The sequence below is a fragment of the Amycolatopsis lexingtonensis genome, assembly GCF_014873755.1.
Classification (GTDB): domain Bacteria; phylum Actinomycetota; class Actinomycetes; order Mycobacteriales; family Pseudonocardiaceae; genus Amycolatopsis; species Amycolatopsis lexingtonensis.
This window is the reverse complement of sequence record NZ_JADBEG010000001.1, coordinates 7,765,285-7,783,157: the sequence shown is the minus strand read 5'-3', so window position 1 is coordinate 7,783,157 and position 17,873 is coordinate 7,765,285. Positions and strand designations below refer to the sequence as shown.

Annotated in this window: 21 protein-coding genes, 1 tRNA gene and 1 pseudogene; 8 read left to right on the top strand and 15 right to left on the bottom strand. The window is 70.4% G+C overall.

What is annotated here, in order from left to right; genetic code table 11:
* Positions 1-99 precede the first annotated feature (99 nt).
* The gene (locus H4696_RS36025) at positions 100-1,050 is read left to right on the top strand and encodes a CapA family protein (protein WP_086859123.1); all 951 of its coding nucleotides are present in this window, start codon (positions 100-102) and stop codon (positions 1,048-1,050) included.
* A 347-nt stretch (positions 1,051-1,397) separates the two neighbouring features.
* Here the strand turns inward: H4696_RS36025 and H4696_RS36020 are convergent, their stop codons facing one another.
* Genes H4696_RS36020 through H4696_RS36010 form a run of 3 tightly spaced genes read right to left on the bottom strand, consistent with a single transcriptional unit; the run spans position 1,398 to position 2,993 of the window.
* Complete coding sequence (locus H4696_RS36020) at positions 1,398-1,844, bottom strand: limonene-1,2-epoxide hydrolase family protein (protein ID WP_192782712.1); 447 nt, start codon at positions 1,842-1,844, stop codon at positions 1,398-1,400.
* Positions 1,845-1,860: 16 nt separating this feature from the next.
* On the bottom strand, positions 1,861-2,778 hold the full coding sequence (locus tag H4696_RS36015; protein WP_086859121.1) for a TauD/TfdA dioxygenase family protein: 918 nt from the start codon (positions 2,776-2,778) through the stop codon (positions 1,861-1,863).
* A gap of 47 nt (positions 2,779-2,825) precedes the next feature.
* A complete protein-coding gene (locus H4696_RS36010; RefSeq protein WP_192782711.1) occupies positions 2,826-2,993 on the bottom strand; it encodes a hypothetical protein in 168 nt (55 codons plus the stop codon).
* 107 nt (positions 2,994-3,100) lie between these two features.
* Here H4696_RS36010 and H4696_RS36005 point away from each other — a divergent pair, with 107 nt between their 5' ends.
* Positions 3,101-3,457: a hypothetical protein gene (locus H4696_RS36005; RefSeq protein ID WP_225955888.1), complete on the top strand. Its 357-nt coding sequence runs from the start codon at positions 3,101-3,103 to the stop codon at positions 3,455-3,457.
* Positions 3,454-4,026 (top strand): hypothetical protein, encoded by a 573-nt coding sequence (locus tag H4696_RS36000; protein ID WP_086859119.1) that lies wholly within the window; start codon positions 3,454-3,456, stop codon positions 4,024-4,026. The genes H4696_RS36005 and H4696_RS36000 overlap by 4 nt, the downstream gene beginning before the upstream one ends.
* On the opposite strand, the gene H4696_RS35995 is transcribed toward H4696_RS36000, so the two are convergent.
* Together H4696_RS35995 and H4696_RS35990 are read right to left on the bottom strand one after the other, a co-directional pair.
* On the bottom strand, positions 4,019-4,795 hold the full coding sequence (locus H4696_RS35995) for an SDR family oxidoreductase (RefSeq protein WP_086859118.1): 777 nt from the start codon (positions 4,793-4,795) through the stop codon (positions 4,019-4,021). The genes H4696_RS36000 and H4696_RS35995 overlap by 8 nt on opposite strands.
* 62 nt (positions 4,796-4,857) lie before the next feature.
* The gene (locus H4696_RS35990; RefSeq protein WP_143265047.1) at positions 4,858-5,259 is read right to left on the bottom strand and encodes a hypothetical protein; all 402 of its coding nucleotides are present in this window, start codon (positions 5,257-5,259) and stop codon (positions 4,858-4,860) included.
* A gap of 90 nt (positions 5,260-5,349) precedes the next feature.
* Here H4696_RS35990 and H4696_RS35985 point away from each other — a divergent pair, with 90 nt between their 5' ends.
* Complete coding sequence (locus H4696_RS35985) at positions 5,350-6,024, top strand: NBR1-Ig-like domain-containing protein (RefSeq protein WP_192782710.1); 675 nt, start codon at positions 5,350-5,352, stop codon at positions 6,022-6,024.
* A gap of 55 nt (positions 6,025-6,079) precedes the next feature.
* On the opposite strand, the gene H4696_RS35980 is transcribed toward H4696_RS35985, so the two are convergent.
* The 4 genes from H4696_RS35980 to H4696_RS35965 form a co-directional block, all read right to left on the bottom strand.
* Positions 6,080-6,167, bottom strand: a tRNA-Ser gene (locus H4696_RS35980).
* A 33-nt stretch (positions 6,168-6,200) separates the two neighbouring features.
* On the bottom strand, positions 6,201-6,410 hold the full coding sequence (locus H4696_RS35975) for a CsbD family protein (RefSeq protein ID WP_225955887.1): 210 nt from the start codon (positions 6,408-6,410) through the stop codon (positions 6,201-6,203).
* A gap of 27 nt (positions 6,411-6,437) precedes the next feature.
* Positions 6,438-6,866 carry a nucleoside deaminase gene (locus H4696_RS35970; RefSeq protein WP_086859115.1) on the bottom strand — a complete coding sequence of 143 codons (429 nt, stop codon included), beginning with the start codon at positions 6,864-6,866 and terminating at the stop codon, positions 6,438-6,440.
* Between the two features lie 23 nt (positions 6,867-6,889).
* A complete protein-coding gene (locus tag H4696_RS35965; protein ID WP_203612659.1) occupies positions 6,890-7,372 on the bottom strand; it encodes a tRNA adenosine deaminase-associated protein in 483 nt (160 codons plus the stop codon).
* Positions 7,373-7,449: 77 nt separating this feature from the next.
* Here H4696_RS35965 and H4696_RS35960 point away from each other — a divergent pair, with 77 nt between their 5' ends.
* The gene (locus tag H4696_RS35960) at positions 7,450-8,679 is read left to right on the top strand and encodes a M20 metallopeptidase family protein (protein WP_086859113.1); all 1,230 of its coding nucleotides are present in this window, start codon (positions 7,450-7,452) and stop codon (positions 8,677-8,679) included.
* On the opposite strand, the gene H4696_RS35955 is transcribed toward H4696_RS35960, so the two are convergent.
* Entirely contained in the window at positions 8,676-10,622 is a 1,947-nt protein-coding gene (locus H4696_RS35955; protein WP_086859112.1) for a phosphocholine-specific phospholipase C, read from the bottom strand. The genes H4696_RS35960 and H4696_RS35955 overlap by 4 nt on opposite strands.
* A gap of 68 nt (positions 10,623-10,690) precedes the next feature.
* Here H4696_RS35955 and H4696_RS35950 point away from each other — a divergent pair, with 68 nt between their 5' ends.
* From H4696_RS35950 to thrS, 3 genes and pseudogenes are all read left to right on the top strand, one after another.
* Entirely contained in the window at positions 10,691-11,068 is a 378-nt protein-coding gene (locus H4696_RS35950) for a VOC family protein (RefSeq protein WP_086859111.1), read from the top strand.
* 25 nt (positions 11,069-11,093) lie between these two features.
* Positions 11,094-11,558 carry a heme-degrading domain-containing protein gene (locus H4696_RS35945; protein ID WP_086859110.1) on the top strand — a complete coding sequence of 155 codons (465 nt, stop codon included), beginning with the start codon at positions 11,094-11,096 and terminating at the stop codon, positions 11,556-11,558.
* Positions 11,559-11,729: 171 nt separating this feature from the next.
* Positions 11,730-12,959, top strand: a pseudogene (gene thrS, locus H4696_RS35940) (threonine--tRNA ligase); the annotation flags it as partial.
* On the opposite strand, the gene H4696_RS35935 reads toward thrS, so the two are convergent.
* The 5 genes from H4696_RS35935 to H4696_RS35915 all read right to left on the bottom strand — a co-directional run bounded on the left by H4696_RS35935 (position 12,886) and on the right by H4696_RS35915 (position 17,810).
* Positions 12,886-13,731 carry a MerR family transcriptional regulator gene (locus tag H4696_RS35935; RefSeq protein WP_086859108.1) on the bottom strand — a complete coding sequence of 282 codons (846 nt, stop codon included), beginning with the start codon at positions 13,729-13,731 and terminating at the stop codon, positions 12,886-12,888. The pseudogene thrS and the gene H4696_RS35935 sit on opposite strands and share 74 nt — an antisense overlap.
* Before the next feature lie 122 nt (positions 13,732-13,853).
* Positions 13,854-14,681 carry an ABC transporter permease gene (locus H4696_RS35930; RefSeq protein WP_086859107.1) on the bottom strand — a complete coding sequence of 276 codons (828 nt, stop codon included), beginning with the start codon at positions 14,679-14,681 and terminating at the stop codon, positions 13,854-13,856.
* Positions 14,678-15,571: an ABC transporter permease gene (locus H4696_RS35925; RefSeq protein ID WP_086859106.1), complete on the bottom strand. Its 894-nt coding sequence runs from the start codon at positions 15,569-15,571 to the stop codon at positions 14,678-14,680. Before H4696_RS35925 ends, H4696_RS35930 begins: the two co-directional genes overlap by 4 nt.
* The gene (locus H4696_RS35920) at positions 15,568-16,617 is read right to left on the bottom strand and encodes an ABC transporter ATP-binding protein (protein WP_086859105.1); all 1,050 of its coding nucleotides are present in this window, start codon (positions 16,615-16,617) and stop codon (positions 15,568-15,570) included. The genes H4696_RS35925 and H4696_RS35920 overlap by 4 nt, the downstream gene beginning before the upstream one ends.
* On the bottom strand, positions 16,614-17,810 hold the full coding sequence (locus H4696_RS35915; RefSeq protein WP_086859104.1) for an extracellular solute-binding protein: 1,197 nt from the start codon (positions 17,808-17,810) through the stop codon (positions 16,614-16,616). Before H4696_RS35915 ends, H4696_RS35920 begins: the two co-directional genes overlap by 4 nt.
* Between the last annotated feature and the right edge of the window lie 63 nt (positions 17,811-17,873).

The following is a 17,873-nucleotide window of genomic DNA, read 5'->3' as shown; positions in this document are numbered from 1 at the left end:
CGTGGCATAGTCCCCCGGGCAAGTGAGGAGGAGGAAGACAAAGATGCAACGATTCGTAACAACTACTTTCGTCGTCACTCATTTGGCAGAGCAGGTTTTGTGATCACGCTGGTACTCGGCGGAGACGTCAACATCCAGGGCCGGGCCACCCCGGCGACGGCGTTCGAGCGGCTGAGCCCGCTGCTCCAGGGCGCGGACCTCCGGTTCGTGAACCTCGAGGGCGCCGTCGACGCACGGGTGGCCGAAGCGCTGACGGCGGCCGCCATCGACGTCGTCTCGTGCGCCAACGACCTCACCGCGGTGGCGAGCCTCCCGGTCCTCGACCACGCGGGGATCGCGCACTGCGGGGCCGGCGCCAACCCCGACGCCGCGCACGCGCCCGCGGTGCTCGAGCGGTCGGGCGAAAAGGTCGCGTTCCTCGCGTACACCGCACTCCGGTCTCGCGGGCAAAGCGCGTTGCCGGACTTCCCCGGCGTCGCGCAAGCGTTTGCGACCACGGCTTACCAGCCCGATCCGCGCGTCGCGGAGATCCCGGGCCGCCCGCCGCTCGTCCGCACGACACCGGTGCCCGAGCACCTCGACCGGCTCGTCGCCGACGTCAAGCAGGCGAAGGCGGCGAACGACCACGTCGTCGTCTCCATGCACTGGGGACTGCCGGGGCCGGAGCTGACGGAGTACCAGGTCGCGTACGGGCACGCGGCGATCGACGCCGGCGCCGACCTGGTGGTCGGCCACGGGCCGCACACCATCCAGGCCGTCGAGGTCCGCCGCGGCCGCCCGATCCTCTACAGCCTCGGCAACCTCGTCTTCGACTGGCCGGCGATGCGCGGGCGGCACGTCGACGGGCTGCTGGCGGGCTGCATGTTCGGCGCCGAGCCCCGGCTCGAGCTGATCCCGGTGCGGCGGAACGCGGACAACGAGTGCGAGCCGCTGGCCGGAGAGGACGCGGGGAAGGTGCTTCGGTACCTCTCGGACGTTTCGGCGTTGCGCTCGACCAAGGTGTCCGTCCACGACGGAATCGCCTCGGTGTCCGGTTTAGGCACTGTGTGAACAGTGGAGCGAAGCTCCTCCGTTGAGGGTGGCGGCGGGGAGGACGGTGGCGGTAACGGATCGCGCGCGTTCTGTGACAGCCGGACACCGGCTTGTCGCCCATCCGGCGCATCTGCCTTAAATGAAGCTCAAGGCCGGGAACAACCTGCGTGAAGCGGCGGTACGGTCTCCATGAGCCGCCGGAAAAGTGGCACAGACCACTCCCCGACAGCTCGCGGTCGGCACGACACGGGGGGAGGGAGAACGATCATGTGGGGGCTGATTGTTCTCAGCTGCGTGTTCGTGCTGGTGCTGGGGATAGCCGCGGTCGTGGACCTTCGGGACCACGACCGCGGCGAGCACCGGGCCTAGCGCACCGCCTGCCTCCCCTTGTAGCGGCCGAGGAGCGTGCGAGCACCGGCCAACGCGACCCGGCCGGCACCCTTCGCACTCGCGGCCAGGAACGTCGTCCAGTCGAAGTAGTCGCGCCAGAGGACGATCCGGCCGCCTTCGACCTCGAACGTGCCGCACACCCAGAACTCCGCTTCCCACGCGCCGCGGCGCAGCACATCCGTGCGTTCGGTGAGCACGACGTTGCCGTCCACGGCGATGTGGTGCGTGCGCGCCTCGAACCCGGAGCCGTACTTGGCCATGAAGCGGAGCTGTTTTTCGACCGCGGCGACGCCGCGGGCGGGCGGCAACGGCACGTTCTGGTACACGATGTCGCTCGCCGCGAACGTCAGCGCGCGGTCCACGTCTAGGTCTTCGAGGGCCTTGAGGAAACCGGTCACCACTGCCTGGGGTTCATCGGTCATGCCCCCAGGCTAAGGCTCAGAACGGCCGGTCGCCCGCGATGGCGACGCGCTCGGCGATCCGGACGTGCGGGTGGTAGTCGTTGACCGCGTAGTGCTGCGTCGCGCGGTTGTCCCAGAACGCCACCGAGCCGGGCCGCCAGCTGAACCGGACCTGGAACTCGGGCGTGTGGGCCTGCAGGAACAGGTACCGCAGCAGCCGGTCGCTCTCGTCGCGGTCCAGGCCGACGATGTGCGTGGTGAACGCCTGGTTGACGAACAGGGTGCGCCGCCCGGTCTCCGGGTGCGTCCGGACCACCGGGTGCTCGACCGGCGGGAAGCGGTCCTGCCACCGCGCGAGGAGCGCGGGATCGGAGAACCGGTCGAAGCCGGGGAGGTAGTCGTGGACGGCGGTGAGCCCGTCGATGCGCGCGCGGACGTCCGCGGGCAGGTTGTCGTAGGCGGCGGCCATGTCGGCCCACATCGTGTCCCCGCCGACCGGCGGCACCTCGATCAGCCGCAGCACCGAGCCGAGCGCCGGCTCCGGCCGCCAGGTGACGTCGACGTGCCAGATGTTCTCGTAGCCGGGCATGGCGGCGGTGCGCTCGAAGCGCGTGACGGCGTCGTCATCGCCCTTCGGGATGAACGGGTTGGTCTCCAGCTCACCCCAGTTCGCGGCGAACGCGCGCTGCTGGGCCGACGTGATGTCCTGGTCGCGGAAGAAGAGCACCTTCCAGTCGAGCAGGGCGCGGTTGAGCTCTTCGCGCAGCTCGGGGGTGAGCGGCTCGCGCAGGTCGACGCCGTCGACCTCGGCGCCGATCACCCGGCTCAGCGGCCGGATCCGGAAGTGCGCGTAGGTTTGCGGCGGCTCGCGCAGGACGCGCGGGCCTTCGACGATGCCGCCGGCGGGCGTGACGGCCTCGCGCAGCTGAATCCGGGCAGGAAGATCTACGGACATGGTTGTGCTCCAAGGGTTTTCGGGAGGGTTCGGACGCCGGGCTCGCGTCAGGCAGGGGGCGAGCCCAGGCGGCCGCGGCGGAGCAGGAGCTCCACGACGCCCTCTCCGATCGACCGCTTCACGGCGCGGTCGAGCCACCGGACGGGGATGCGTTCCGAGGTGGCGAGCATGACGCCATGGTCCGCGCCGTCCCGCCTCGCGGTCAAGACGTCCACTTGTTGGAACGTGCCGAACGGCGCAGGTCACCGCGATGCGGGCGGCTCGGGCGCATGAGGCAAGATCTTCCACGATCGGGTGAGCGCCCTTGACGACGGAGGTCCCCATGCCGGAAGGCAGAGGCTCGCGGATCGACACTGACCTGCCGGGACTCCGCGCGGGAGGCTTCGCCCCGAAGCGGCCTGACCGCCTGCGCGAGGCCGCCGACCTGCTGGACCAGGCGGCGGCCGCCGACGACAAGGCGGCGGGCCGGTTCGCCGAAGCCCGCGTCGACTCGACGCCGTTCGGCATCTCGCCGCAGGCCCGCGAGCTGGCGGCCCGCTGGGCGGCCGCGCTGGCCGCGCGCGAGGCCGACGCCCGCGTCCTCGGCGACGCGACGTCCGACCTGGCGGGCCGGCTGCGCATGGCCGCGGAGAGCACCCGGAGCACCGGCTTCCGGGGCCGGATCGCGGTGGCCCCGTGACGCTCGAGCTGTTCGAGCACCCGGCCCTGACCGCGGCGGCGGCGGAGCTCTCGTCGCTCCGCTCGGCGGCCGGCCGCCTGGGCGTCCCGGACCCGGTCGCGGCGCTCCGGCACCTGGACTGCGCCCCGGCCGCGATCCGCACGTCGGCGACGACGGTCGACACGGGTTCCCTGGTCGTGACGTCGGCCCAGGAGGAGTTCCGCGCCGGCGTCGACCGCGCGGAAACCGGCGGCAGCGCGGAGACGTTCGGCACCTGGGCGGACACAGTGGACGGTCAGTACGGCGCGGCCGCCCGCGCGGCCGCCACGACGGCGGCACTGGGTGCCCGCATCGCCTCGCGGCTGGACGAACTGGCGGAGTCGGCGGCGTCGGAGGTGTGCTCCATCGCGTCCGCCGCATCGGCGTCGGTGGCCGCGGTGCTGACCGGCGACCGCTCGGCCGATGTGGTCAGCGACGTCAGCACCGCGTGCACCGCCGTGCTGCGAACGGTCTCCGCGAAGGTGGCGTCGCTGTCTTCGCTGGCGGAGGAACTGGAGCCGTTGACGAGCCCCGCCGTCGAGCTCAGCTGAAGTGTTCGCGCGCCCATTCTTCGAAGGGCCGCGCGGGATGCCCGGTCACGTTCGCGACGTCCAGCGAGACGGGCTCTGGATCGTCGACTAGTGACGCCCAGTGGGCGAGTGCGCTCGTTGCGAATTCCTCACCCATGTATTGGGCCAGCTGCGTTTTCGCTTCTGTGAGTGGTTGTTCTTCCCACCGGACGGGCGTTCCGATCGCTTCGCCGATGATCTCGGCTTGAGTGGCTTGGCTCAGGGCTTCCGGGCCGGTGACGAGGTAGATCTGCTTGCGGTGGTCTTCGGTGAGCGCCTTGACGGCCATGTCGGCGACGTCGCGTTCGTGGACCAGTGAGCGTTTGGCTTGCCCGTACGGCGCTCTTACGATGCCGGTTTTCGCCTGCTGCGCCCAGCCGAGGGTGTTGGTGGCGAGGCCGGTGACGCGGAGAAAGGTCCAGTCGTCGGTGACGTTCCGGATGGCGGCCTCGACGTCTCCCCAGACACCGCCGTCCTCGGCCGACATGGCGGAGAGGTAGACGATCTTCTTGCCTTCGAAGGGTTTTACGGCTTGTTGGATGCCTTCGGCGGTAAAGAAGGGCCAGAGGAGGTAGACGGCGTCGACGTTTTCGGCGGCTTCGGTGGGGTTCGTGATGTCGCCGACGACGACCTCGACCCCTTCGGGCGCCTTGGCGGGGTCGCGGACGAGCACCCGGACGTCGGCGTCCTTCAGCCCGGCGACGACGTGGCGCCCGGAGTGACCGGTGGCTCCGGTGACGAGAACCTTCATGGAGTGCTCCTTGATCGGGTGGTACCGACCACGGTCACACTTCAAGTTCCCTTCAAGTCAAGCTACTTGGCGACGAAGATCAGCACATAGTTGCGGTTCTGGTGCGCCGCGCCGCAGTAGATGACACGACTGTCGAGCACGTCCCGACCGAAGACGTCGATCTGCCGTGCCCACATTCGCGGCAGCATGTTCACTTCTGTCCCCGCCTTGTACGCCCGATACCCGAAAAGCCGGCGGTTCTTGAAGCCCGCAGCTCGGGCTTTCGCCGTCGAAACTTCGACGGGACCGTAGGGATCCGCTGGGCGGTTCCCCCGCTTCTGCATTTCGACGACCAGCTGCCAGGCGAGGACGTCCGCAGCCTCAACCTGAGGTAACGGACCGTACCGTCGGCTCACGCGCAGAGCGTTCAACGCTCGGATCAACCGCAGTGACTGACCGAGATCGACATCGGAGGGAATGGCCATCAGCGGTCTCCTGACAGGTCGCGGCGATGAGGAGACACCACGCTAGGTCGGGCGATTGCCGTATGGCGAACCCCAAACCAGAGTTGTCCCATGAGCCGCGAGAGCGCCCTCGAGACGTTGGGTGAGACCATGCGCCACCTCCGGACCGCGAACGGCGCGAGCTTGACGGCCGCCGCCCTCGCGGCCGGCGTCAGCAAAGGCCACCTGAGCAACGTCGAACGTGGTCGCGACTCGCCGAGCTGGGATTTGATCGACTTCTACGAGGAGGCCTACGGCGGCGACGGCCAACTGTGGTCGGCCTACGTCGAAACGGTGGCCGGGCCACGACAACGCCGGCCGCAGGTAACGCATCCGGCCTACCCGATCGCCGGCGACGAATCAGCCTTCGTCGCCGACGTCACCGTGCCGGACGGCACCGTGATGCCACCGGGTTTCCGGTTCGAGAAGGTGTGGCGCCTCCGCAACGCCGGCACGGTCCCGTGGATCGGGCGGTACCTGCGCCGCCTGGGCGCCCCGGGCGGACTCGGCATTCCCAGCTCGCCGGTCCGGGTGCGGATAACCGACACGATGCCAGGCGAAACCGTCGACATCCGCGTGCCGCTGAAGTCGCACATCCTGCCGGGCACCGCGGAAATCCATTGGAAGATGGTCGACGAGGACGGCTTCGAGTTCTTCCCGGACCGCTACTACCAAGGCATCTTCATGATCATCGTGGTCGACGACCGAGCCCCGCCCCCGAACCTCCGGCGGCTCGTGCCCGACTGAGCCCGAAACCCACGGACCCCCGGCCAGCTGGGCTGACCGGGGGGCCGGGTGAGAGCGGTGGCGGTGGGATTTGAACCCACGGACGGGGATTAGCCGTCACACGATTTCGAGTCGTGCTCCTTCGGCCGCTCGGACACGCCACCGCCAAGAACAATACCGGAGGGTGTGCGCCGGGCTCACGAGGGGTCGCCCGCACCGCCCGAACGCCACCTGACCTGGGCTTCCCGGAGTGCGCCCCGGGCTCGCGTACGCAAGTCGTGAGCCGCCTCGCGGGCCTGGGCGCCGCGGCGCTGGGCCATGCCTTGGACCTGGAGCCGGCGGTTGCCCGTCGCCGAGCCGAGCTTCTGACGAGCGCCGCCGATCGTTTGCTGGATCTTGTGCTTCATCGTCATACCGGAGAGGTACCCAAAAAGTCAGCGCCGCATCGCGAAGTACGTCTCGAGCAAGCCGGCGCACTCGTCCACGAGCACTCCACCGTGGACTTCCGGGCGGTGGTTGAGACGTCGGTCACGCACCACGTCCCACAGCGAGCCCACCGCGCCCGTCTTCGGCTCCCACGCCCCGAACACCAGCCGCGAGATGCGCGCCAGCACCAGCGCGCCCGCGCACATCGTGCACGGCTCCAGCGTCACCGCCAGCGTGCAGCCCTCCAGCCGCCAGCCGTCGCCGACCGCGCCGGCCGCCGCGCGCAGCGCCAGGATCTCGGCGTGGGCCGTCGGGTCGCCGAGCTCCGTGCGCGCGTTGCGGGCCGCGGCCAGTGGGCGGCCGTCGGGGCCGAACACGACCGCCCCGATCGGGACGTCCGCGCCGGGAGCGCGCGCGGCTTCCAGCGCCGCCTCCACGGCCTCGGTGTCGGACGGGCGTCTCAGAGCTCGTCCAGGAGCTTGGCGAACTCACTGCCGAACCCGCAGCGCTGCGCGACCATCTGCAGCTGCTCGTCCGGGTACAGGTCGACCTCGCCGACGATGACCTCCAGCTCCGGCGCCGGCAGGCCGAGGTCCGCCAGTAGCCCCAGGTCGCCCTCGGGCCAGACGGAGTCGTCTTCCTCGTCCGGCGGGTCGACGCGCAGGACGTCGAGGACGTCCGCCGCGATGTCGTAGTCCAATGCCGCCGCCGCGTCCGAAAGCAGCAACGACGGCCCACGCGGGCTCGGCCGGACGATCACGAAGAACTCGTCATCGACCGCCAGTAGCCCGAAGGCCGCACCGGTGGAACGTAGTTTGCCCAGCTCCGTGATCGCCGCGTCCAGCTCGGTCAACGCTCCCGGGTCGAGCGCACTGCACCGCCACCGACCGTCTTCCCGGACCACAGCCACCGCGAAGCCCGTGACCGGCTCATCCACCGCCATGCGCACACCGTATTCCGCCGCCCGACCGAACGCACGCACGGTGCGCCCGAAGCGCCGCATGGGGCACTATCGGGACCATGACCGGCCCCACTGACCTGCCCACCCTGCCCGGCACGCCGTTCGCCGGCCTCCTCGACGACGCGCGGGCGCTGCAAGACCGCACGGTCGCGCTCCGCCGCGCCGTCCACCGCCGTCCGGAGCAGGGCCTCCACCTGCCGCACACCCAAGCGGCGATCCGGGACGCGCTCGCCGACCTGCCGCTGGAGATCACCGAGGGCAAGGCCACGACGTCGCTGACGGCGGTCCTGCGCGGCGCCCGGCCCGGTCCGGCCGTGCTGCTGCGCGGCGACATGGACGCGCTGCCGCTGACCGAAGAGACCGGGCTCGACTTCGCGTCGGAGGACGAGGAGTCGATGCACGCGTGCGGGCACGACACGCACGTCGCGATGCTCGCGTCCGCGGCGCGACTGCTCGCCGGGCGGGCGGACCAGCTGGCCGGCTCGGTCGTGTTCATGTTCCAGCCGGGCGAAGAGGGGCACCACGGCGCCCGGTTCATGATCCACGAAGGCGTGCTGGACGCCGCCGGGACGCGGGTCGAGCGCGCGTTCGGCGTGCACATCCTCGCCAACGCGCCCAGCGGGCTGCTGCAGCTGCGGCCCGGCCCGCTGATGGCGTCGGCGGACTCGTTCACCGTGCGCGTCACCGGCAAGGGCGGCCACGGCTCGGCGCCGCAGCACACGATCGACCCGGTGCCGGCGGCCGCGGCGATGGTCGGCGCGCTGCACACGATGATCACGCGCCGGGTCAGCGTGTTCGACCCCGCGGTGCTCTCGGTGACCCGGATCCAGGCCGGCACGACGTCCAACATCATCCCGGAGACCGCCGAGCTCGAAGGCACCATCCGCACGCTGTCCGAGCAGACGCGCGCGCTGGTCCGCGCCGAGCTGCCCAAGGTGTGCGAGCAGGTCGGCGCCGCGTACGGCTGCCGCGTGGTCGCCGACGTCGAGCCGGGCTACCCGGTCACCGTCAACGACGACCGGATCGCCGCCGAGGTGCTGCGCCTCGGCGCGAGCGTGCTGGGACCGGAGAACGTCGAGCTGCTCGCCGACCCGCTGATGGGCGCCGAGGACTTTTCCTACGTCCTGCAACGCGTTCCGGGCGCGTACGCGTTCCTCGGCGCCTGCCCGCCCGGCGTCGACCCGGCCGAAGCGGCGGCGAACCACTCCAACCGCGTCGTCTTCGACGAGGACGCCATGCCGAGTGGCGTCGCGATGCTGGCTGCTTTCGCGCTCGACTCCCTTCGTTAAGGCCCGGTGCGCGACGGGCGGCCGTCTTCCAGGTGGCCCGCGAAGCGGCGGCGCCACCCCGGGACCTCGAACGCGACGTCGTACCAGCCGTTCCGCGCCGGCACCGGGAAGTCGCGCGAGGCGCCCGGCGGGACCACGACGTCGTTCAGCGTGACCGGCGACGGCCCGCTGTTGGTCACCGTCACCCGCAGCGCGGGCGTGCTCACGAAGGTGACGGCGGCGTCGAGACCGGAACCGCCCGAGGCTTCGACGACGAAGCCGTTCGGGCCGTGGATCGCGACGTCGTACGACCCGCCGTGCGGGATCCGGCCGGTGACCTCCCCGTTCGGCGGGACGTCGTAGCGCTGCGGCGGCCCGCCGACGTGGTAGGCGTACGCGGCCAGCTGCAGCGCCTGAGTCCCGTGGTTGGCCAGGTGCAGCGTCAGCGCGCTCGGCTCGACCTCGGCCCACGCGACCGGCTGGTACGGCAGCGGGCGCGCCTTGGCCGTGCCGGGCTCCTGCACGAGCGCGCCCGGCCGGACCCGCGGCTTCGGCAGCTTCGCCTGTGTCCGGTCGGCTTCGGCGCGCAACGCGTCGGCGTCCGGCAGCAGCGGGATCGTCGTGTCGTGCGTGCGGAAGTCGAAGCAGCTGGTCAGGTCGCCGCAGATGGCCCGGCGCCACGCCGAGATGTTCGGCTCGCGCACCCCGGTCCACGTCTCGAGGAAGCGCAGCACCGACGTGTGGTCGAAGACCTGCGAGTTCACCCAGCCACCGCGGCTCCACGGCGAAACGACGGTCATCGGCACGCGCGGCCCCAGCCCGATCGGCGCGGGCGCCCCGGACGGCTCGCCCTTCTCCGGCCGGTTTCCCGGCAGGTACTCGCCGGAGGTGCCCGGCGGTGGCACCGGCGGGACGACGTGATCGAAGAAGCCGTCGTTTTCGTCGTAGTTGATGAAGACGACCGTGGATTCCCAGAGCTCCGGCTTGTCCCACAACGCTTTCAGCATCCGCTGGACGTAGGCGGCGCCGTCGACCGGCCGGGCGGCGGGGTGCTCGCAGTACCCGTACGGCGCCACCACCCAGGACACCGCGGGCAACGTGCCCGCCGCGCAGTCGGCGAGGAATTCGGCCAGCACGTGGTCGACGTCCTTCCCCCGGCCCGAGTCGGGCTTGAGCTTCTTGCGCAGGTTCGCGCGCTCGGCCAGCCGCCGCTTCACGGGATCCATCGAGTACAGCGCGTCGTGGTAGTTCCGGAACAGCCACAACGGATTGTCGCCGTAGTCGCCGACGAAGTGCTCGGGGACGCCGCGCTCTTCGTCGTTCGCGTAGATCCGCCACGAGACACCCGCCGACTCGAGCCGTTCCGGGTAGGTCGTCCAGCGGAACGACGGCTCGTAGTCCGGCGCGTTGCGCGTCGCGGGGCCGCCGGCGACGCCCTCCGGGTCGATCGTGCCGGTCCAGTGGAACAGCCGGTTCGGGTGCGTCGGACCCTGGAGCGAGCAGAAGTAGTTGTCGCACAACGTGAACGCGCTCGCCAGGGCGTGCTGGAACGGTATGTCGTCGCGCGTGAAGTACCCCATCGTCATGGGGCTCTTCGCCGCGATCCAGCCGTCGTACGCGCCGCCGTTCCACGCGCGGTGCGTGCTGTTCCAGTCGTGCGGCAGCTCGCCGAGGTCCTGACCGTCCACAACGGACGTGTCGATCCGGAACGGCAGCACCGGGTCGCCGGCACCGCGCTGGCGGAAGACGTCGCGAAGCGCCGCGCGGTCGCCGAAGCCGCGCACGCCCGCCATGGTGCCGTAGTAGTGGTCGAACGAGCGGTTCTCCTGCATCAGCACCACGACGTGGCGGACGTCGTCGATCGTGCCCTTCCGCGACGCCGGGGCGCACGCGGCGGACAGCGCGCCGGCCACGGTGACCGCGGCCGCGCCGCCGAGCACCGTGCGCCGCCGGATCCGGCTCATGCCCACCTCCTCGTGCCCAGGTCAGCGGCCTGACCGGGGTACCTTTCCCGCCGAGAGAGGTGAAGCCCATGCTCAACTCAGCGGAATTGGTCGCCTTCGCACCGTCGAGCGACCTCGAACGCTCGCGCGCCTTCTACACGGATGTCGCCGGGCTCGAGTTCATCGAGCAAACCCCCTTCGCGGTCGTGTTCCGGAGTGGCCGGACGATGGTGCGCGTCACCGCCGTGGCCGAGTTCACGCCGCAGCCGTTCACCGTGCTCGGCTGGGCGGTCGCCGACATCCGGGCGGCCGTTACCGAGCTGCGCGGCCGCGGCGTCGAGTTCCTCACGTTCGACACGCTGCCACAGGACACCGACAAAATCTGGACCACGCCCGGCGGCCGGATCGCGTGGTTCCGCGATCCGGACGGCAATGTGCTGTCGCTGACGGAGTTCACTGGCAATTAAACAACAGTGTTGATTTAATGGCGGCATGACCGACGCCGACGCCCTCGCCCAGCTCGCCGAGCAGGAGGAACGCCTCCAGTTCACGAAGTTCGACAACGAGACCGCGCTCGCGCTCGGCCAGCAGCTGCTCGCGGCCGCACGCGAGCGCGGACTGCCGGTGACGATCTCCGTCCGCCGCAACGGCCAGCGCCTCTTCCACGCGGCGCTGCCCGGCACGTCGGCCGACAACGACGCCTGGATCGACCGCAAGAGCCGGGTGGTGGACCGCTACGGCCACAGCTCCTTCCTGGTCGGCACCCAGTTCCGCGCCAAGGGCGGCTCGTTCGAGGCGGACAGCCATTTGGACCCGGACGAGTACGCCGCCCACGGTGGGGTGTTCCCGGTGCTGGTGCGCGGCGTCGGCCCGGTCGGGACGGTGGGCGTTTCGGGGCTGCCGCAGGCCGAGGACCACGCGTTCGTCGTCGAGCAGCTGGAGCTGTTTCTGGCCTGAGTGTCGATCGCGGAATAAGGGGTGGCGCGCGCTGCTACCGTCGATCCCATGAAGCGCGCATTGACGACGACGCCGGAGAGTGTCCCGGCGCGCTGAACCACGCATTCCAACCCGGGGCGGTCGCCCCGGGCTTCGTCTTGTGGTGCGCCGCCTCGCCTTTCCGAGGAGTCCACCATGCACGACCACCGCAAGCTCGGCCGGGAACTCGGCCTGTTCGGTTCCGACCCGCTGATCGGCGCGGGCCTGCCCTATTGGCTGCCCGACGGCGCCGTCGTCCGGCACAGCCTGGAGGAATACGTCCGCGACCTCGAACGGCGCGCGGGCTACCAGCACGTCCATTCACCCGTTCTCGGCAAACGCGAGCTGTACGAGATTTCCGGGCATTGGGCGCACTACCGCGACGACATGTACCCGCCCATGGACGTCGGCGGCGAGCAGTTCGTGCTGCGGCCGAGCCTGTGCCCGCATCACGCGCTGATCTACCGGTCACGCGGCCGCAGCTACCGCGAACTGCCGCTGCGGATCGCCGAACTCGGCGGGATGTACCGCAGTGAACTGTCCGGCGTCCTCGGCGGACTGGGCCGGGTGCGTGCGATCCAGCTCAACGACGCGCACATCTTCTGCGCGCTCGACCAGGTCGAAGCCGAGGCGGTCGCGGCGCTGGAACTGATCCGCGAGGCCTACGACGCGCTCGGCATCAGCCCGGCGCGCTACCGCCTTTCGCTGCCCGGCGACGGCGAAAAGTACGCGGCCGGAGATTGGGACCGTGCCTCCGAAATCCTGCGTTCCGTGCTCGACCAGTGCGGGCTCGCCTACGACGCCGTCGAGGACGAAGCTGCTTTCTACGGGCCCAAGATCGACGTTCAGATCGCCGACGGCGCGGGCCGCGAATCGACCCTGTCCACCGTCCAGGTCGACTTCCACCAGCCCGCGCGGTTCGGCCTCGAGTACGTCGGCGCGGACGCGGCGAAACACCGGCCGGTCATGGTGCACCGGAGCATCATCGGCAGCGTCGAACGCGCGGTGGCGCAGTTGATCGAGGTGCACGGCGGCGCGTTCCCGGCCTGGCTCGCGCCGGTGCAGCTGCGGCTGCTCCCGCTTTCCGACGCCGAAGTGCCGTACGCGCGCGAAGTCCTCGATCGCTGCGGCGACCTGCGCGCCGAGATCGCGGCCGAGGGCAGCCTCGGCGCCCGGATCCGGGACGGGCGGCTGGTGCCGTTCCAGGCCGTGCTCGGACCGGAGGAGGCCGCCGCGGGACGGCTTTCCCTGCGGCTGCGTGACGGCAGCCGGCTCGAGGCGCAACCAGTCGAGGACGCGCTCGCGTGGCTCAACGCCGAGAGCTCGCCGCCGTCAGCCAGTCGAGGGCCGGGGTCAGGCTTTCCGGTCGCGCCCAGCCGTTGATCACCGCGAGCAGCTCAACGTAGCGCTCACGGCGCGGGTCGTTGACGGCCTCGAGCCAGTCCCGCAGCTCGCGGGGGTCGCGGCCGAGGCCGTCGACGATCGACGCCGCTTCCGGGGTGTCCGGGGCGATCCCCGCGTCGAGCGCCGGCGTGACGGCGGCGCGGACCTCGGCGGCCAGGTCTCGGCGCAGGCCACCTTCGTGCCGGTCGACGAGCCGGCGCAGGACGGCGCGGAACTCCGCGTCCTGCGTCAGCTCGGCGAGCGCGATCCAGGCGTCGAGCTGCTCGGGGCTCGGGTCGTCCGGCAGTTCCGGGGTCAGCGTCCGGGCGATCCCGGCCAGTTCGGGACGGTCGCCCAGCGCTTCGGCCAGGAACTCGCCGATCAGGTGGCGGCGTTCCACTTCGGACAGCCGGGCCAGTTCGTGCACGAGTTTCGTCTCCTCCGTCGTCGAGCCGCGGCCGGCGATCGCCGTCAGCACCGCTTGGCGCAGGCGCAGCAGGCGGATTTCCGCTTCCAGGGCCGCCGCGTGCCGGGCCGCGATGTCGGCGACCTCGACTTCGCCGTCGGCGATCCGGCGGATCGTGGCGAGGTCGAGGCCCAGCTCGCGCAGCGTGCGGACGAGGCCGAGCCGGGCGAGGGCGGCGTCGTCGTACCAGCGCTGACCTGCGGTGTTGCGTCCGGACGGCGGCACGAGACCGCGATCCGAGTAGAACCGGACGGCCTTGATCGTCAGGCCCGTCCGCCTCGCCAGCTCGCCGATCGAATACCGCATGCCCTCAGCCTGGCAGCTCCCCTCGGGGGAGCCGCAAGCCTTGTTTCACCCCATCGTGTCGATCACGTGTTCGACGATTCGCGGTAACGTGGATCACATGACCGAACGAGCACCACCGGCCCTCAGGTCTCTTCCCGGATCCGGGTGACCAGCTGGGTCGGGTTCACGAACCGCAACGCGACGAGGAGGAGCAGGAGCATGGAAGCGGTGTAGATGGTCGCCATCGCGTCCACCGACTGGTTCGCGCGGATGCCCGCGGCGAACACGGAGTTGTACAGCGCCACCACGAGGGTCGTCGAATCCGGGCCGGCGGTGAGGAACGTCAGCTCGAACATCCCGACCGTGCGCACCAGCACGAGGATCGACGCGGCCAGGATGCCCGGCAGCAGCAGCGGGGCCAGGATGCGGGTGAACACCGACGCCGTCCGCGCGCCGGACATGCGCGCCGCGGCTTCGATCTTCGGGTCGATCTGTTCGATGAACGGCGTCATGGTCAGCACGACGAACGGCACCGACGGCACCAGGTTCGCCAGGATGACACCGGTGGTCGTGCCGGCGAGGTGGACCTTGTACAGCACGGTGGCCAGCGGGATGCCGTAGGTGATCGGCGGGATGAGGATCGGCAGCACGAACAGCAGCATCACCAGGCGCTTGCCGGGGAAGGACCGGCGGGCCAGCGCGTAGGCGGCCGGAACGCCGACCGCCACCGACACGGCGATCACCACGAGAGCGACGACCGCCGTCGTCAGGAGGACGTCCGAGAGGCCGAACTCGCGCCACGCGTCGGCGTACCAATGGGTGGTGAAGCCGTCCGGGAGCCAGGTGCCGAACCACTGCTTGCCGAACGAGTCGACGACCACCGAGAGCACCACGCCGGCGAGGTTGACGAAGAAGAACGCGACGACGGCCCAGACGACCCAACGTCCAGGACGCGCGACCCAACCGGTCATCCCTTGCCTCCGGTCGCTCCGCGGTAGAGCGTGGCGCGCCACGCCATGACCAGGCCGATCACGATCAGCATGACCACCGCCATGAGCATCGCGACGGCCGAGCCCATCGAGTAGTCGTACTCCTCGAACGCGGCGTGGTAGGCGGCGATCGAGATGACGCGGGTCTCGTTCGCCGGGTCGCCGACCAGCTGCGCCGAGGGGAACACCGAGAACGCCATGACGAACGACAAGCAGAAGGTGATCGCCAGACCGGGGGCCAGCAGGGGCAGCGTGATCCGCCGGAAGCGCTGGACGCCGTTCGCGCCCAGCGTCGCGGCCGCCTTCTCCAGGGAGGGGTCGATGCCCGACAGGTAGGACAACGTCAGCAGGAAGGAGAACGGGAAGCCGGTGATCACCAGCGACAGCAGCACGCCGGTGTAGTTGTGGATCAGCGGCAGCGGCTGGTCGGTGATGCCCAGGACCGTGAGCACCTTGTTCAGCCAGCCCGCCGGGCCGCCGTACATGATCAGGCCCTGCGCGGTGAGCACCGTGCCGAGCGTGATCGGGACGACCAGGATCGCGGTCAGGAGGCGCTTGCCGCGGACGCGGCCGCGCAGCACGTACGCGATGGGGATGCTGGCCAGGACGTTGATGAACGTCGCGGGCAGCGCGATGCCCAGCGTCGTCCAGATGGTGTCGCGCAGGTAGGGGTCGCCGAAGAACCGGGCGTAGTTCGCGAAGACGCCGCCCCGGCGTGGGGCGAAGGACAACTGCAGGCCGTAGAGGAAGGGGTACAGGAACAGGCAGGCGATCACCAGCAGGCCGGGAACCAGCAGGAGCAGGGTGCGGTCGATACCGCGTTCGGCCAGGCGGTGGCGGAGGGCCGGGCGGGCCGTCGTCGCGGCGGTCACGGCGCGAACACCAGAACCCGCTCGGCCGGGACGCCGATCTTCGCGGTGTCGCCGGGGGCCAGGCGCTTGTCCGTCCGGAAGTAGACCGGCACCCCGGTCGGCAGCCGGGAGGAGACGGACAGCTCGCGGCCGTGGTACTCGACGATCTCGATCGTGACGTCGAGGGCGTTCTCCGCGCCGTCACCGACGACGAAGTCCTCGGGGCGGATCGCCACCTTCGCGGGGCCTTCCGCGAGCGAGCCGCGGTTCGCGCCGGTCAGGCGGACACCGTCGCCTTCGACGGTGACCGAGGAGCCGGCGGTGCCGGTGACCGTCACGTCCAGGAGGTTGCGGTAGCCCATGAAGGAGGCGACGTAGCTGTTCACCGGCTGCGCGTAGACCTCCTCCGGGGTGCCGACCTGCTGGACCGCGCCCTCGCGGAGCACCACCAGGCGGTCGGCCAGCGACAGGGCCTCCTCCTGGTCGTGGGTGACGTAGACGGTGGTCAGCCCGAGCGTCTGGTGGAGGCGGCGGATCTCCATCCGCATCTCGAGGCGGAGCTTGGCGTCCAGGTTGGACAGCGGTTCGTCCATCAGGACCACCGGTGGCTCCAGCACGACGGCGCGGGCGATGGCGACGCGCTGTTGCTGGCCGCCGGAGAGCTGCGCCGGGAACTTCGCCGCGTGCTCGGTGAGCTGGACGAGGCGGAGGGCGTCGTCGACCCGGCGGCGGGCTTCGGCGCGGGCGACCTTGCGCATCTTGAGGCCGAAGCCGACGTTGGCGCGGACGGACAGGTGCGGGAACAGCGCGTAGTTCTGGAACACCATCCCGAACCCGCGCTGCTCCGGCGGGCGGCCGTCGATGCGGGTGTCGTCGAGCCAGATGCTGCCGCCGGTCAGCGGGAGCAGGCCGGCCAGGCAGTTGAGCGCGGTCGACTTGCCGCAGCCCGACGGGCCGAGCAGGGCCACGAACTCGCCGCGTGTGATGGCGAGGTCGAGGTCGCGCAGGGCGTTCGCGGTGCCGAAGCTGCGGGAGACCCCGTCGAGGCGCAGCCGCTCGAACGTCACTTCTTGCCGACCTTCGAGCCGCCGACCAGCTGGTTCCACTTGTCGAACGCCTTGACCTGCTGTTCGGCGGGCAGTGACGTCTCCTTGGGGTACTGCGCGATCCACTGCTCGTACTCCGGGCGCCCGAACTGCTTGATCGTGTCCTGGCTCTTCTGCGGCGCCATCTGGAGGGTGACGTCCTTGACGGCCGGGCCGGGGTAGAAGTAGCCGTCGTCGTAGGCGATCGCCTGCTGGTCCGGCTTGAGCATCCACGCGATCAGCTGCAGGATCGCCGACTCCTGGTCGGGCGAGAGGCCCTTCGGCATCAGGGCGTACTGGGCGTCGGTGACCCAGTGCATCGGCTGCATGATCGCGGTCTTGACCGTGTTCGGCACGGTGCCGAGCTTCCGCGGGTTGATGTCCCAGCCGGTGGTGGACATGATCATGTCCACCGAGCCCGACGCCAGGTTCTTCATCGTCTCGGTGGTGCCCGACGGGTAGTACTTCACGTACTTGCCGAGCTCCTGCAGGAACGCCCAGGTCTTGTCCCAGCCCTTGTCCGGGTCCTTGGGATCCTGGTCGCCGAGCAGGTACGGCAGTCCCATCAGGAACGTCCGGCCCGGGCCGGAGTTGGCCGGCTGCGCGTACTGGAACTTCTCGGGGTGCGCCTTGGCCCAGTCGAGCAGCTGCTGCGGGGACGCGGGCGCGGCCGGCACCGCGCCGGGGTTGAACTCCAGGAGCGGGCCGGAGGGGTAGTAGACGACCTCGACGCCGTAGCCGTTGGCGAGTTCCTGCATCTTGGCGGCCGGCTCGAGGTAGTTCTGCATGAGGTTCGGGAACCGGCCGGAGAAGTCCGGGAGGACCTTGGCGAGGGTGCCGTTGGCGATGCCGGCGGAGAGGCCGTCGGTGCCGCTGAGGACCAGGTGCGTCTGGGCGACCCCGCCGTCCTGCTCGGCCTTGAGCTTGCCCGCCATGCTCGGCGCGGGCGCGGTCGAGTACGTCACCTTCGCGAGCACTTCGGGGTGGGCGGCCTTGAAGTTCTCGATCATCTGCTTGGTGAGCTGCAGGTTGCCCGCGACGTCGAGGATGTTCAGCTCGACCGGCTTGCTCGGCTTGTCCGGCACAGCCTTCGGATCCGCGGCCTGGCCGCCGCCGTCACCGCCGGGTGCGCCACAGGCGGCCAGACCGGCGGCGAGGCTCGCCGCCAGCAACATTCGTCGGAATCGGAAGCCGGTGCGACGGTGCATGGCTGCTCCTGGGTCCGTGATAATGTTGTA